Raw genomic sequence first — 14985 nt, 5'->3', positions numbered from 1 at the left:
GTATTGGCTGCCTCGTTCAAATGGATTCTTCTGCCGCTTTCTTATTTTGCGGTGGTTTGGCTGGTCTTTCGGTTCAGTCGGTCGGGCGACCGTAAAACCATGGGGAAGCACTACTGGATGGCGGTAGCTGTCTACCTGGCGTCCAAGTTGATATTTGTTGGGCAGCTCCATTCTCCGGAGACGGTTCCCCATATGCCAGGTTGGATGATAAAAGGGTGGAGTCGGTATTGGCTGCCTTCCGGAATTACACTGTTGACATTGTGGGCCAACGGCAGTTTCAGAAAGCGGCAGGCGGTACCGGAGTTCCGCTGGTTCCTTCGGTTTCTGGCTGTGGATTTGCTGCTGAGCCTGTTGTGGTATGGATATTTCATAAGGTGAAATTACGGGTTCGAGGCCCGTAATTTTCTTTTTCCCGGCTTGATTTCTGTATCAATTTTCCGATTCCAAGTCATCTGTATTATACAATAGATTGTATCTGTTTTTCGATGATATCAATACTTATATTGAAATGTTTCTAATGTATTGCTATACTGTATCACGAGAACCAAATGTTGGACTTAAAGAAATGGCGGAGAGCGTCAGGGAGTTCTTTTTGCCAGAAGCCCCAGGTATGGATGCCCGGTTTTTCGACATAGGTCAGCCTGGCTTTCTTGCCGGTCAGAATGTCACGGGTGGTTCGATTCATCCCGACAAAATCCAGATCGCCGAAGTGAGTTTCCACAGCCGTTTCCTGTTCCCCGACCAGCAGATAAAGATCAAAGGGAGGAAAAGGATCGGTTTCCCGAATCCGTTCTTGCAGCGGCGGAAGGAAGGCCCCCGACAGACTGAGGATTCCCTGGAACAGATCAGGCTGGTCCAGCGCAATGTCGAAAGACACGGTTCCCCCCAGGGAATCACCTGCCAGCACCCTTTGGTATCCAGTCCCGGGCACGCGATAACGATTCTCTATGAACGGCAGCAGTTCATCCAGAAAAAACTGACGGTACGCATGATTCCTGGAGCCTGTTGAACTGTATTCGGAAGTCCGCTCTTTGCGGTTCACATCCACGCCGACGATCACAAAAGGCTCCAGACCTTCTTCCAGGATTAACTGTTGAGCAATTGTCGCAATTCGTCCGTACATAAAGAAATCTTGTCCATCCTGGGTGTAGAGAATGGGATAGGCGGTCAATTCACTGAATCCGGGCGGCAGAAAGATTCGGACATCCATGGCACGGCCCGTATGTTTACTGTCTATGGTTTCTCCAATCACTTTTCGTTTGTAAATGTCGGACATGGCGAAAGCCCCCTTTTTCTTAAAAATTGTGTACCGTCGAATAATTGGCTATAGGTTCGGGAAGCTATTGTTAGCATTTGCCATAGCTTCGACCGGCATCTATCCAATTTTAAAACATTGGAACTTGAGGTGATTCCTTATGAGTACCGGATTGATTGAAGTACCCAAATCGGCAAAATTTACCCCGCTTCAGATTATCTCACCAGACGGAAAAGTCAAGGATTCAAAATTGCTTCCGCAATTGACTGACGAGCAGTTAAAGGAACTGATGCGCCGCATGGTGTTTACCCGAGTCTGGGATCAGCGGGCGATCAGTTTGAACCGCCAGGGACGACTGGGCTTTTATGCACCGGTAGCCGGACAGGAAGCAACCATGATTGGCAGCCAGTTTGCCTTAACCAAGGAAGACTGGATTCTGCCCAGCTACCGGGATATCCCGCAAATTTACTGGCATGGTCTTCCCCTTTACCAAGCCTTCCTCTTCTCCCGCGGACATTATCATGGCACCCAGTACCCGGAAGGGCTTAACATCCTGATGCCGCAAATTATTATTGGAGCCCAGATTGTGCAAACCACCGGCGTTGCCATGGGCTTGAAGCTGAGGGGCAAAAAGAACGTGGCAATTACCTTTATCGGGGACGGCGGCACCTCGCAGGGCGACTTCTATGAAGGGATCAATTTTGCAGGCGCATACAATGTGCCGGCCATTTTTGTCATTCAAAACAACCGGTATGCGATTTCCGTACCGATCGAGAAACAGACCAAGGCGCAAACACTTGCGCAAAAAGGTGTGGCCGCAGGCATCCCCAGTATTCAAGTGGACGGAATGGACGTTCTTGCCGTTTACAAAGCGGTGCAGGAAGCGGCCGAACGGGGACGCAACGGGGAAGGGCCCACGCTGATTGAATCCCTCACCTACCGCTACGGTCCGCACACCATGGCGGGAGATGATCCGACCCGTTATCGTACAGGGGAAGAAGCGGGAGAATGGGAGAAGAAAGATCCGTTGATCCGCTTCCGCAAATTCCTTGAAGGCAAGGGGCTTTGGAGCAAGGAAGAAGAGGATGCGGTGATTGAGCAGGCAAAAAATGAGGTGGCGGACGCCGTCAAGAAGGCGGACGAAACCCCAAAAATGAAGGTTACGGAACTGATCGATTTTGTATTTGAAAAAACGCCGCCTCATATGGAAGAACAGAAGAAAGACTTTGCGGCCAAGGAGGGGAAGTAATCCATGGCTCAAATGACCATGATTCAAGCGATTACAGATGCCATGCGCGTGGAGCTGGCGCGTGACCCGAACGTCCTGATTTTCGGGGAGGATGTCGGCAAGAACGGAGGCGTGTTCCGGGCAACGGACGGTCTTCAGAAAGAGTTTGGCGAGGAGCGGGTGTTTGATACACCGCTGGCGGAATCGGCCATCGGCGGTTTGGCGGTTGGTCTTTGTCTGCAGGGTTTCCGTCCGATTGCCGAGATCCAGTTTTTCGGATTCGTATTCGAAGTGTTTGACGAAATTGCGGCTCAGGCGGCCCGGATGCGCTATCGTTCCGGCGGACGTTACAGTTGTCCCATCGTATTTCGCTCCCCTTTTGGCGGAGGAGTAAAGACTCCGGAACTGCACGCGGACAGTCTGGAAGGTTTGATGATGCAGACACCGGGTGTCAAAGTCGTGATTCCATCCAACCCCTATGACGCAAAAGGGCTTTTGATCTCGGCCATTCGGGACAATGACCCTGTAATCTTCCTTGAACACATGAAGCTGTATCGTTCTTTCCGGGGCGAAGTGCCGGAGGGCGAATATACGGTACCCCTTGGCAAAGCCAATGTGGTGCAGGAGGGGACGGATGTCACCATTATCACTTATGGCGCCATGGTTCACACATCGCTGAAAGCGGCGGCCGAGGCGGAGAAAGCCCGCGGTGCCAAGGTGGAAGTGATAGATTTAAGGACGATTATGCCGATTGATATTGACACGATTCTGGCTTCGATTCAAAAAACGAAACGTGCCATTGTGGTGCAGGAAGCTCCCCGCAATGGCGGAGCCGCTTCCGAAATCATGGCACAAATCATGGAGCGCGGGGTGCTGCACCTGGAAGCTCCTGTTCTGCGGGTCACGGCACCCGAAACTCCTTATCCCTTCGCCCAGGTGGAGGACGAGTGGCTTCCCGATCCTGCGCGCGTCTTGAAGGCGATTACCGAAGTACTTGATTTCTAATCCGCAGAAGCTAAGGGAGGTGCAATCCATTCATGAGCGTTTTTGAATTTCGATTGCCGGATATCGGCGAGGGAATCCACGAAGGCGAGATTGTAAAGTGGCATATCAAACCGGGTGATTCTGTAGAGGAGGACCAGGCAATTCTTGAGGTCCAGAACGACAAGGCGGTAGTTGAGATTCCAAGTCCGGTCAAGGGAAAGGTACTGGAGCTTAAAGTTGCGGAAGGAACGGTAGCCACTGTCGGCACTGTTCTGGTAACATTTGAAATAGAAGGGGAGGCTCCGCCGCAGGCGGTGCACAGTCATGGCGGTACGGAGGAGGCGGATCGCGCCGATGACGGAAAAGCTGCCAATCCGGCTGCCGACGCTGTCAACGAGCATCCTGTCATTCGCGGGCCGGTTCGTGCAGGGGCTGTTGCCCAACCTGCCGGGGAACCGGCGGCGCCAACCATGGATCGGCAAGAGGCTCAACCGGCTGTTGCAGCACCGGGGAATGCGCTGCCCCCCGCTAACCGGGAAGTACTAGCCATGCCAAGTGTTCGCAAGTTCGCCCGGGAACAGGGTGTTGACATCAACACCGTTCAGGGAACAGGCAAGAACGGGCGAATCACAAAGGATGACGTCCTGCGGGCAAAAGAGGGAGCGGCTGCACCTGCTGCAGCACCGGCAGCTGCACCGACGGCGCAAACGCCAGTTGCTCAAGCGGCTGCAGAGGCACCGCGAGCAGCAAGAGAAGCGGCTCCCCAACCGGCAGGCCAACCCAAGGGTCCTGTTACCGGGGTGGCGGAAGAACGGGTACCGCTTCGAGGCATCCGGAAGGTAATCGCCAATGCAATGGCGAAGTCCGTTTATACAGCGCCGCATGTAACAATCATGGACGAAGTCAATGTAGCCAAACTGGTTGCGCTTCGGAGCGAATTGAAGCCTGTGGCTGAGAAAAAAGGGGTCAAACTGACCTACCTGCCCTTTGTGGTGAAGGCGGTGGTAAGCGGTTTGCGCAAATTCCCGTCCCTGAATGCTTCTTTGGATGACGAGAAGAGCGAAATTGTATTCAAGTACAATTACCATATCGGGATCGCAACCGACACTGACAACGGACTGATTGTGCCAGTCGTCTTTGACGCAGACCGCAAAAGCATGTGGACCATCGCTGACGAGATTCGCGATCTGGCCACACGCGGGCGGGAAGGAAAGCTGGCTCCGGGTGAGCTGAAGGGCAGCACCTTCTCCATCACGAATATCGGCTCGGCAGGCGGGATGTTCTTTACTCCGGTGATCAATTATCCGGAGGTGGCCATCCTAGGCACCGGACGTATCACGGAGAAGCCTGTTGCTGTAAACGGCGAAGTTCAGGTGGCCCCTGTCATGGCGTTGTCTCTAAGCTTTGACCACCGGTTGATTGACGGTGCCACCGCCCAGTACTTTATGAATCACATCAAGCAGCTGTTGGAAGACCCTCAGATGATGCTGATGGAGGTATAAAGATGGTCGTAGGAGAGTTCAGTACAGAAGTGGACGTGCTTGTCATCGGGGCAGGCCCGGGCGGCTACGTGGCCGCCATCCGGGCCGCCCAACTGGGCAAGAAAGTTGTGGTTGTGGACCGGGACGAACTCGGAGGAGTCTGTCTCAACCGCGGATGTATTCCGAGCAAGGCCTTGATCTCGGCTGCCCACCGTTACGAGGAAATGAACCATTCGGACGACATGGGCTTTACTGCCGAAGGAGTCAAGGTGGATTTTTCGAAAGTGCAATCCTGGAAACAAGGAATTGTAAAAAAGTTGACCGGTGGTGTCGGCTCTCTGCTCAAGGGCAACGGAGTGGAAGTGATCAAAGGGGAGGCTCTGTTTGTCGGCCCCAACGAAGCGCGGATCTACCAAGGGAATGAGTTTAACCGGTACAAGTTCAATCACTGCATCATTGCAACCGGGTCGCGCCCGATTGAGCTGAAAGCGTTCCCATTTGGCGGACGAATCCTGTCTTCGACGGAAGCATTGGCGTTGGAAGAAATTCCGAAGAGCATGGTGGTCATTGGCGGCGGGTACATCGGCATTGAGCTTGGCCAGACTTTTGCCAAATTCGGAACCAAGGTCACCATCATCGAAGGAGCGGACCAGATCCTGCCCCTGTTTGAAAGCGAAATTGTCCGCTGGGTGCAGCGCAAACTGAAGAAAGACGGTGTGGAAGTATATACCAAAGCGAAAGCACTGTCAGCAGCCCAAACGGACACCGGTGTTGCGGTGAAGTATGAAGTTGGCGGGGAAGAGAAGGAAATTACGGCCGAATACATGCTGGTAACTGTCGGACGGGTTCCCAACACGGATGAGCTCGGCCTGGATGAAATCGGTCTGAAGAAAGATGAACGCGGATATATCCAGGTGGATCATCAGGGCCGGACCAATATTGAGAACGTATATGCCATCGGGGATGTGGTTCCTGGTCCCGCTTTGGCGCATAAGGCTTCTTATGAAGGCAAAGTGGCGGCAGAAGCGATCGCGGGTCATGCCAGCGCGGTTGATTACAAATGCATACCGGCCATTGTATTCTCCGATCCGGAGATTGCCAGTGTGGGACTCAGCGAAACGGAAGCCAAGGAGAAAGGCTGCACTGTTGCCACAGGGAAGTTCAATTACGCAGCCAATGGACGCGCTTTGTCCCTCAACACCAACGAAGGGTTTGTCAAGATTGTTGCCGACAAAGAGAGTGGTGTCGTGCTGGGCGGACAGATCGTCGGTCCGGGTGCCCCCGATTTGATTGCGGAAATCGGGCTGGCCATCGAGATGGGTGCAACTCTGGAAGACATTGCACTTACCATTCACGCCCATCCGACATTGGGCGAGATGGTGGCGGAAGCAGTGGAAAACGCCCTGGGGCAAGGGGTTCATACGATACAAAAGTAATCGTCACAAATTTTGGCACTTCATAATTCTTAACCCTATACCCGCGCATGTTCCCACCGGACTTGGAAACCTTATTACAGAGCAACCAAGTCTGGAAAGGTGTGGACAAGATGACCGAAGAACAGTATGCAGGCCACGGTTACAATTCGGAAGCGCTGCTTCGGGCAGCAGGTATTGTCGGGCAAGAAGTGTCAAAGGACGTTAACAGAATGACCAGAGATGAGGAGCATCCGGAAGGGGCCCTGCAGTACACGTACGTACAGGTGATGGATTCCTACCGGGAGGGAACCATTGACGGGATCATCGAGAACTCGGCAAATGATGCGAACGAGATCCCCCACAGTGACATCGAATGACCGGTCCAAGAGGGACCGGCTTCTTTTTATCCCTCATATAACATTTAATACTATAACTTATAATATTTTTTCATGATATAATGATTGGCGAAATCATGATTGGGGAGGCAAGCAAGAATGAGAGACGAATTGTTCGGACATTTACGCGGCGTTTGGGAGCATACCTTTGTACGGTTGTGGAACCCGACGGTGGCAGCCATTTTTGTTGGACTTTTAAGCGCTTTTTACTTTGGGCTGACAGGGACAGTGTGGGCCGTGACCGGTGAGTTTACCCGATTTGGCGGACATATTCTGAACCTGTTGGGGGTCGACACCACTACCTGGTCCTATCTGACCCTTGTAAAATTCAATGCGGCGCAAGCTCCTTGGGAACGCACTGATGGATGGATCGTTTTTGGAATGTTGTTTGGCGCTCTGATCAGTACCCTATTTGCCAACAATTTCAAAATCAGAATCCCCTCCCAGAAACGTCGCTTGGTGCAAGGATTTGTCGGGGGAATTATTGCAGGTTTCGGTGCACGTTTGGCTATGGGGTGTAACCTGGCCGCTTTTTTCACCGGGATTCCGCAGTTCTCTTTACATTCCTGGTTGTTCATGGCGGGAACCCTTGTGGGCAGCTATTTCGGTGTGAAGATTGCTTTGCTTCCGTGGATGCTGGGAAAGCCTGATTTCAAAGCTGCCGCGCATAAAGCAAAACCGACAGCAAAACAAAAGCGTCAGGTGCAGCCCTTTATGGGTGTGGCCATTTTGATCCTCTTTACAGGGATTTGTGCTTATTACTTTCTGGCTGGTCAATGGAAACTGGGAATCGCTTGTATCTTTGGCGGGTTGTTCGGGTTGGCAATCGACCGCGGACAGATCTGCTTTACCTCCGCCTTTCGCGACCTCTGGGTGAGTGGCCGTTCTGTTATGGCCCGGGCACTGGCCGTTGGGATTCTGGTAGCTTCATTGGCAACAGCCGTGTTTCATGTTACGGGGATCAAACCGATTAGCTGGTGGGCAAGTCCCGGCGCGCTGGTAGGGGGACTGCTGTTTGGTCTCGGAATTGTAATTGCGGGTGGTTGCGAAACGGGTTGGATGTACCGTGTGGTGGGAGGACAGGTGCAATTTCTGATTGTCGGGATTGGCAACATTGTCGGAGCTACTCTGCTTGCATGGGGCTGGGACCGTCTCAACATCTATAACACTCTGCAAAACGGTTGGCCAAAAATCAGCCTGATGACGTCATGGGGATGGCCGGCGGCTATCGGTGGCACTATCTTGATGCTGGCAGCGTGGTATTTCTTCTCCCTGGCTTGGGGAAGAAGGGTTCGCAAGAATTTGTTGGCAAAAGCAAAACCAGCCAATATGAATGTACAAGTTGTAAAGGAAGTGACTGCACAATGATGGACAAACTGAAACTGAATGAAGAGATCTTGCCGGATTATACGTTGAACTTGGAGGGAGAGCCCTGACCCTATCCGGTGGTGTATGCGCTGGAGGCGCTGCAGAATATGAAGTCAGGTGAAATCCTCGAGGTCCTTACGGATTGTCCCCAATCCTTTGCCAGTGTGCCGGAAGAAGTGGTAGCTCATGGGCATTTGTTGGTTTGCGAACCGATTAAGGAAGGTCCGATGATTCGATTCTATGTGAAAGCGAAGTAATTTGGATAATCGGGAGGGTTCCAGCTTGATACAGGCACCCTTTTCCCATAAGATGAGTACAGACAGCCTGATGCGCTGGGACCGCTGCGTGTTGCACAGTTGTTAGCTGTTCCTGATTGTGGCAGGGAAAGAAAAGAACACACATCCAGAGGGAAGGTTCGCCCAAGAATAGGGCGGGCCTTTTCACATTTTAGAAACACTACAGACATGATTTTGTCAAAAACACAGGTGTGACACCTATCACAAACACCTGAAAAAAGCGGTACTATTAAGGATAGCAAATAATAACTATTTGCAAATCATAGTTATTAAAAGCTAGTCAGAAAGGCGGGGGAGAAATGGAATTCGATACATTTATGCAAAGTCGTATACTTACTGGACTAACTCTTGGCTTTCACATTATCTTTGCCACAATAGGTGTTGGCGTCCCTGTCATGATCATGATTGCCGAATGGATGGGAATTCGCAAGAACGACCCTCATTATAGATTGCTGGCACGTCGTTGGGCACGAGGGTTTACGGTAACTGTGGCTGTGGGGGTGGTCACGGGCACCGCCATCGGGATGCAGCTGTCTCTGCTCTGGCCCAGTTTCATGCAACTGGCCGGACAGGTCATAGCACTGCCACTGTTTATGGAGACATTCGCATTCTTCTTTGAAGCTATCTTTCTGGGAATCTATTTGTATACCTGGGACCGATTCAAGAAGCCGATTTACCATTGTCTTCTGGTGATCCCCGTCGTGATCGGTTCCTCCGCGTCTGCGTTCTTTATCACAACCGTGAATGCTTTTATGAACACACCTCAGGGATTCAAGCTGGAGAACGGCGTCATCACGGGTATCGAGCCGTTGAAGGCCATGTTTAACCCTGCTACTCCAACAAAGGTGGCGCACGTCCTTTCGTCTGCGTATCTTACATCCGCATTTGTACTGGCAGCTATAACCGCTTGGTTCATTCTGCGTGGCAGCCGCAGTGACTATTATCAAAAAGCCCTTCGCCTGACCATGACTTGGAGCCTTGTGTTTGCGATAGCCACAGCGGTTATCGGTGACTTGTCAGGCAAATTTCTGGCTGAATATCAACCGGAAAAATTGGCGGCAGCAGAATGGCATTTTGAAACTGAGAAGCAGGCCGACCTGATTCTTGGTGGCGTGTTGGATAAGGAGACTCTGGAGGTTAAAGGGGAACTCCGAATTCCGATGGCTCTCAGTATCCTGGCAGGAAGCCATCCAGACACCGAAGTAACGGGGCTTAACGAGTTCCCTCGCGACCTCTGGCCCCCCCTCTACGTTCACTACCTGTTTGATCTGATGGTGGGGATCGGGATGTACCTGGCCGCTGTGGCAGGTTTGTTCGTTCTCGTTCGTATCTGGAAGAAAAAGCACGAGTGGAATCCCTGGCTGCTTCGCTTGATCGTTCTGGGAGGCCCGCTGTCGATGCTGGCAATTGAACTGGGGTGGATCTTTACCGAAGTGGGGCGCCAGCCCTGGATCCTGAGGGGATTCATGCGTACGGATGAGGGTGTCACCACATCTGCCAATGTGGGTCAGATGCTGGTCCTTTTTTCCGGGCTGTATGCGGTGTTGGGTATCGTATGTACGGTTGTATTGATTCGGATGTTCCGTAAAAATCCGCCGGAGAAGGAAATGGGGAAGCGGGGCATCGAAGGGGGTGGGCAGCATGTCGTATGAGTTGATAGGCATCACGGTCCTGTGGCTTTTCTTATATGGTTACGTGATAGTGGCTTCCATCGACTTCGGAGCGGGCTTCTTCTCTTACTACGGAAAGGTTACGGGAAAGGGAGAAGTTATTAACCAGGTGATCAACCGCTATCTCTCGCCCGTTTGGGAAGTCACGAATGTATTTCTGATCTTCTTTCTGGTGGGAATTGTCGGATTCTTTCCGGATACCGCCTACTATTTCGGAACAGCCTTGCTGGTTCCTGGCAGCATCGCTTTGATTCTGCTTGCGATTCGCGGTTCTTTCTACGCGTTCCATCATTACGGGAGCAAACCCAATACCTTCTATGAATTTCTGTATGGAACCACGGGATTGTTGATTCCCGCCTCCCTGGCAACCATCCTGACCATCTCGGAAGGCGGATTTATTGAAAAAAAAGGGAATGAAGTGGTGCTTCTGATGGATACCCTGTTGAAGAGCCCTTATTCCTGGTCGGTGGTATTGTTGGCATTAGTCAGTGTGCTGTTTATCAGTGCCAGCTTCTTGACCTACTACGCTCATAAAGCAGAGGACTACGAAGCAGAACGTGTTCTTCACAAATGGGCGTTGGGCTGGAGCTTGCCTACCATCTTTGCGAGTTTTCTGGTGTTTGTGGCAATGAGTGACCACAACATGCAGCATTTTACCAGCATGCTCGATAACAGTTGGATGTTCGTGGTGTCCATGGGCTTTTTCACCCTTGCCGTCTATCTGTTGATGGTCCGTAAATATTACGGATGGATGTTTCTATCCGTGTTGCTGCAGTTTGGTTTTGCGTTCTTCGGGTACGGGAAATCCCATTTGCCTTATATTCTGTACCCTTATATTACGGTACAGGGAAGTGTGAACAACCCGGTAATGGCACAGGCTCTGATTTGGGCGTTTATCGGAGGGCTTAGCTTGCTGGTTCCTTCGCTGTTACTCTTAATGAAGCTGTTCTTGTTTGACGCCAAATACGTGAAAGGCAGGTAGCTTGAATGTCGAAAACTTTACCGCCAAAGACATGCTCAATTGATAGGATGATCACCCGCGAAGAAGATGTACAAAAGGTTCTGACGGGGGAAAAAACGGCCCAGCGCCGAAACGGCCGTTATGCGGATCCAGGTGAAACCTGGGAGGTTGAAGGAAGAAAATTCGAGGTTACCGAGGTATACCAGCAGTCGCTGGGGGAAATGACAGATGAACATGCAAGAATGGAAGGATATAAGGATTTGGAAGCTTATAAGCAAAGCATTCTTTCCATCCATCCGGGAATGCCTTGGGTGCCCGCCATGAAAGTGTGGGTGCATGAGTTTCGTGAAGTGAAATAAGTAGTAAGACTGTCAATTGAAGAGCCGCTTCCCGGGGAAGCGGCTCCTTGTTTCTTTCAGAGTCTAAACCGGTTGACAGCTTCCTGCAGTTCAGCCGCCATCCGGGTGAGCATGGCTGACGAAGAAGCAATCTCTTCAACCGTCGTATTTTGTTCTTCTGCCGCAGCCGCCACATTCTGGGCATTCCCCGCGAACTGTTGGGACAGATCCGAAATCTCCTCAATGGATTCAACCAGTGATTGGGTTCCATCATGGATGCGCTTCACGTTCTGGTTAATGTCCTGAACCTGGCTTGATACTTCCTCCACTGCCGCAACAATGTGCCGGAAAGACTCCCCGGTTTGGGCCACAATCGATAAACCTTCCTGGGCGGCCAATGTTCCATCATGCATGGAAGTTACGGCGTTTTCGATCTCGCTTTGCACCACCTGGATGTTCTGGCGAATCTGTTCGGCGGCCGTTCCGGATTGCTCGGCCAGTTTGCGAACCTCATCCGCAACAACGCTGAACCCTTTGCCTTGCTCACCTGCTCTGGCCGCTTCGATTGCCGCGTTCAATGCCAGGAGGTTGGTCTGCCGCGCGATGTCGGTGATAAGCGTGACCATCTGACCGATCTCGGCCGATTTTTCATTAAGGGTTTCAATTATGACGGACGTGCGCTGAACCTTCTGGTTGATTTGACTCATCTGTTCCATCATATGCCGCATGGCGCGGTTTCCATCTTCGGCTGTCTCCGAGGCTTTCAGGGAAGAGTGGGCTACGGTCTGCACACCTTCTGCTATCTGTTGGATTCCGGAAGAGATTTCGCCAACCGCATCATTTGTCCTATGTACGCGTGTCAATTGCTGATCGGTGCCAGCGGCGATTTGCTGGATAGCTTGAGTAATCTGCCCGGTTGCACGGCTGGTATGCTCGGCGCTTGCCGTCAGCTGTTCGGAAGATGCTGCGACCTGATGGGCGTTTAAGGCTACCAATTGGATGATGTTCTTCAGACTGCCGGCCATTTTGTTGAAGTCCTCTGTCAGCAGTCCCACTTCGTCCCTGTTGGCTACCGTCAATTCACCAATTGTCAAATCGCCTTCCGCCACCCGTTTCGCGTACTCGCCCACAGATTGAATCGGCTTCAGCATGCGTCTTACCACCAGATAAATGGTGAAACCGGTAAATATGGGGAAGATGACGGAAATGACGATAATTAAACGCAAACTGTCCCATGTACGGCTGTAAATGATGTCGGAATCAAAATCGATCGCCATCATGGCAATGATTTCCTTGGAAGGATCGTGGTCTTTGTAGATGGGGGCGTACCCGGTCTGGCGCTCATGCTGGCCAAAGGTATAAATGCCCGAATAAGTCGGATGTTTCATTGTCTTCATCATATTGACCGCTTCCTGATCAATATGAAACTTGTCCCCGGACTTAAACCCTTCCTTGATGAGGTTCTTGTCCGGTGCCAACAATTTGCCGTCCAATGTCATAATGGCCGCATTCATGAAAATCGGTTTGTGGTCAATGATCCAATCGATCTTGGACTGGACAGAAGGAGTCGGCTGCTTGCCTGCAAGCATGTCTTCGATATCCACAGGGGTGAACAGTCCGCTGGTGATGCTGGCACAGCCGTACAATTCTTCACCCGCCGCTTCCATCACCTGTTTAAAGTTCACATTGTACCCCGCGACAACAATTGCTATTACACTGGTGAGGACCAGTGCCACAGCCAGAGAGGTAATCTTGACTGTGAGCCTTAAGTCTTTAAATTTTTTAATCACAGAATCCCCGCACCTCAAGATGGATAAATTTTTTATTAACATATTAATTAAAAACTACTTAATCGTTTTTGAAAACGGGGGAATCGTAAATTTTTATGAATAATCCTTGTCTGTTTTGGCGAAATTCAGCCTGTATATCTCCGTTCCGCCAACGGTGGAATCATCAGAAACAGGGCGTAGCTCTGACTTAATATGGCTGTCAACATGTGCGAAATATCACAGCATGAGGATGACTTCCGTCATTACGCTGAAGACAGGGAAGAAGTAAAGTAAAGGCACCACAACCAATCGAATCAGTAGGAGGCATCTGCCATGAGTGAATTTGCAGCGACAGTAGTAGCGCCGGAGTATCCACCCCATATGAAACACAAAGTGATTTTCGAGACTTTTGACAAACTGCAGCCGGGAGAAGCCCTGCAGCTGATCAACGACCATGATCCCCGTCCGTTGCGGTACCAGTTTGAGATGGAAAGGCCCGGGCAGTTCAGTTGGGAGTATCTGGAACAGGGGCCGGCCACTTTCCGTGTGAAGATCGGCCGTATTTAACGGGGGAACCGACCATGGCCGACATCACCATCGTTGACGAGAGGACGATCAAAATCACGGCTGGACTGGAAGACGCTGTGACAATGGTCAAGGAAGCGGCACGTGACATTGAGACCTACGCAGACGAGATCCTGATTATCTGTGAAAAAATGCCCGGGTTTGCCTACACCAGTTTTTGCTTCTATGCATATGACAGTGCCCGGTTGTTCGAGTATATGTTGGGGATGGACCCGCGCCAATACACTTCGTTTTCCATGGACGCTCCGGACTCCTTTTTCTATGCGTTGTATGGGGGGATGGCTGCCTTGTATGAAGAGGCCAAGAGAGTGAAGGAGGCAAGGGCCGGGGCCTTGTAAGGAAGTGAACAGGGAGGTGCCTTACGGGCGCCTCTTTGAGATATTCAATAGAAGATTTACTTTAACCCGGTTGCGGTTTCAAGTCCGTACCCGGGTATCTTTTTTGTGCAGACAGGAATTCAATAGGTTCATAGTTTTTTAATAGATTCGTAAGAATATCCTCTTATTTGGATCATGGAACGATTACATCCTTCTTTTATCCTTAAAGTCGAACGGTTGGACAAGCCGTCACAGAAGAAGGAGGAGATGACCATGTACAAAGGCAAAATGAGCGGGAAGAAGTGGGTACCTCTTGTAATGTCCTCAAGCTTAGTCGCTTCCGTTTTTTGGGGTGCAGGAGCCTACGCCTCAGCCCAGGAGTTGGATCCAAAGGAGAGGGCGATGGCTGTCGTCCAAGCGGACAAACAAGATCAAAAAAATCACGGCCAAGAGGTCTCGAATGCAGCCAGGAATACGGATGGCGGCCCTGAAAAAGGGGCTGTGGTGAGCGCTGCGGCACGTCAGCACGATTCGAAGACTCCTGATCAGACTGACGCGGTTGCGGAAAAGGAGCAAGCAACTTCCTCAATGCCAGCCGACGAAAACAAAGATACTTGGTTGGAGAATACTTACAAGGAAATTGTGAACGACTACCGATCCTTAATTGATAGTTACCAATACTTTATTGGAAACCGGATATCTGCCGATGAACAAGCAAAGGAAGATACCCAGGCAGGTCCGGTGGCGGAACAAGCTTCAACTCAGACGCAAACTCCCACAGCAACTTCTGAATCTGAAACAGCCTCGAATGTTGCTGATCCAGCCCCATCCACTGAGGGTTCTGCAGCTGAAGCCACTTACGCAGCAGAAGAAACCGCAGCAGAAGAAACCGCAGCAGAAGAAACCGCAGCAGAAGAAACTGC

General features: G+C 51.2%; 16 protein-coding genes. 14 read left to right on the top strand and 2 right to left on the bottom strand.

Features of this window, described 5'->3' with window-relative positions; all coding sequences use genetic code 11:
* Window positions 1-378: hypothetical protein (locus EFBL_RS20565; RefSeq protein WP_172899688.1), on the top strand; the 378-nt coding region annotated here is incomplete at its 5' end.
* A 157-nt stretch (window positions 379-535) separates the two neighbouring features.
* Here the strand turns inward: EFBL_RS20565 and EFBL_RS11040 are convergent.
* Window positions 536-1276 (bottom strand): alpha/beta hydrolase, encoded by a 741-nt coding sequence (locus tag EFBL_RS11040; RefSeq protein ID WP_096182190.1) that lies wholly within the window; start codon window positions 1274-1276, stop codon window positions 536-538.
* Window positions 1277-1415: 139 nt separating this feature from the next.
* Here EFBL_RS11040 and pdhA point away from each other — a divergent pair, with 139 nt between their 5' ends.
* The 10 genes from pdhA (at window position 1416) to EFBL_RS10990 (ending at window position 11412) form a co-directional block, all read left to right on the top strand.
* Window positions 1416-2504, top strand: a complete 1089-nt coding sequence (gene pdhA, locus EFBL_RS11035) for a pyruvate dehydrogenase (acetyl-transferring) E1 component subunit alpha (protein ID WP_096182189.1) — start codon at window positions 1416-1418, stop codon at window positions 2502-2504.
* 3 nt (window positions 2505-2507) lie between these two features.
* On the top strand, window positions 2508-3488 hold the full coding sequence (locus EFBL_RS11030) for an alpha-ketoacid dehydrogenase subunit beta (protein WP_096182188.1): 981 nt from the start codon (window positions 2508-2510) through the stop codon (window positions 3486-3488).
* 32 nt (window positions 3489-3520) lie between these two features.
* On the top strand, window positions 3521-4969 hold the full coding sequence (locus tag EFBL_RS11025) for a dihydrolipoamide acetyltransferase family protein (RefSeq protein WP_096182187.1): 1449 nt from the start codon (window positions 3521-3523) through the stop codon (window positions 4967-4969).
* A 2-nt stretch (window positions 4970-4971) separates the two neighbouring features.
* Window positions 4972-6384: a dihydrolipoyl dehydrogenase gene (gene lpdA, locus EFBL_RS11020; RefSeq protein ID WP_096182186.1), complete on the top strand. Its 1413-nt coding sequence runs from the start codon at window positions 4972-4974 to the stop codon at window positions 6382-6384.
* Between the two features lie 110 nt (window positions 6385-6494).
* Entirely contained in the window at window positions 6495-6740 is a 246-nt protein-coding gene (locus EFBL_RS11015) for a hypothetical protein (RefSeq protein ID WP_096182185.1), read from the top strand.
* Window positions 6741-6857: 117 nt separating this feature from the next.
* Complete coding sequence (gene yedE, locus EFBL_RS11010) at window positions 6858-8126, top strand: selenium metabolism membrane protein YedE/FdhT (RefSeq protein WP_096182184.1); 1269 nt, start codon at window positions 6858-6860, stop codon at window positions 8124-8126.
* A gap of 77 nt (window positions 8127-8203) precedes the next feature.
* The gene (locus EFBL_RS11005) at window positions 8204-8383 is read left to right on the top strand and encodes a sulfurtransferase TusA family protein (protein ID WP_231705770.1); all 180 of its coding nucleotides are present in this window, start codon (window positions 8204-8206) and stop codon (window positions 8381-8383) included.
* Window positions 8384-8721: 338 nt separating this feature from the next.
* Window positions 8722-10074: a cytochrome ubiquinol oxidase subunit I gene (locus tag EFBL_RS11000; protein ID WP_096182183.1), complete on the top strand. Its 1353-nt coding sequence runs from the start codon at window positions 8722-8724 to the stop codon at window positions 10072-10074.
* Window positions 10064-11074: a cytochrome d ubiquinol oxidase subunit II gene (locus EFBL_RS10995; protein WP_096182182.1), complete on the top strand. Its 1011-nt coding sequence runs from the start codon at window positions 10064-10066 to the stop codon at window positions 11072-11074. Before EFBL_RS11000 ends, EFBL_RS10995 begins: the two co-directional genes overlap by 11 nt.
* 5 nt (window positions 11075-11079) lie before the next feature.
* Entirely contained in the window at window positions 11080-11412 is a 333-nt protein-coding gene (locus EFBL_RS10990; RefSeq protein ID WP_096182181.1) for an ASCH domain-containing protein, read from the top strand.
* A gap of 56 nt (window positions 11413-11468) precedes the next feature.
* On the opposite strand, the gene EFBL_RS10985 is transcribed toward EFBL_RS10990, so the two are convergent.
* Window positions 11469-13181, bottom strand: a complete 1713-nt coding sequence (locus tag EFBL_RS10985; protein WP_165912440.1) for a methyl-accepting chemotaxis protein — start codon at window positions 13179-13181, stop codon at window positions 11469-11471.
* Window positions 13182-13493: 312 nt separating this feature from the next.
* Here EFBL_RS10985 and EFBL_RS10980 point away from each other — a divergent pair, with 312 nt between their 5' ends.
* The 3 genes from EFBL_RS10980 to EFBL_RS20560 all read left to right on the top strand — a co-directional run.
* Window positions 13494-13727 carry a DUF2249 domain-containing protein gene (locus tag EFBL_RS10980; protein ID WP_096182179.1) on the top strand — a complete coding sequence of 78 codons (234 nt, stop codon included), beginning with the start codon at window positions 13494-13496 and terminating at the stop codon, window positions 13725-13727.
* A gap of 14 nt (window positions 13728-13741) precedes the next feature.
* Window positions 13742-14083 (top strand): hypothetical protein, encoded by a 342-nt coding sequence (locus EFBL_RS10975; RefSeq protein ID WP_096182178.1) that lies wholly within the window; start codon window positions 13742-13744, stop codon window positions 14081-14083.
* Between the two features lie 252 nt (window positions 14084-14335).
* Window positions 14336-14985 (top strand): hypothetical protein (locus EFBL_RS20560; protein ID WP_216640722.1); only part of this gene is annotated, 650 nt, incomplete at its 3' end.

Source organism: Effusibacillus lacus, assembly GCF_002335525.1.
GTDB lineage: Bacteria > Bacillota > Bacilli > Tumebacillales > Effusibacillaceae > Effusibacillus > Effusibacillus lacus.
Note: the sequence above shows the minus strand (reverse complement) of the source record. Positions and strands in the feature narration are given on the sequence as shown.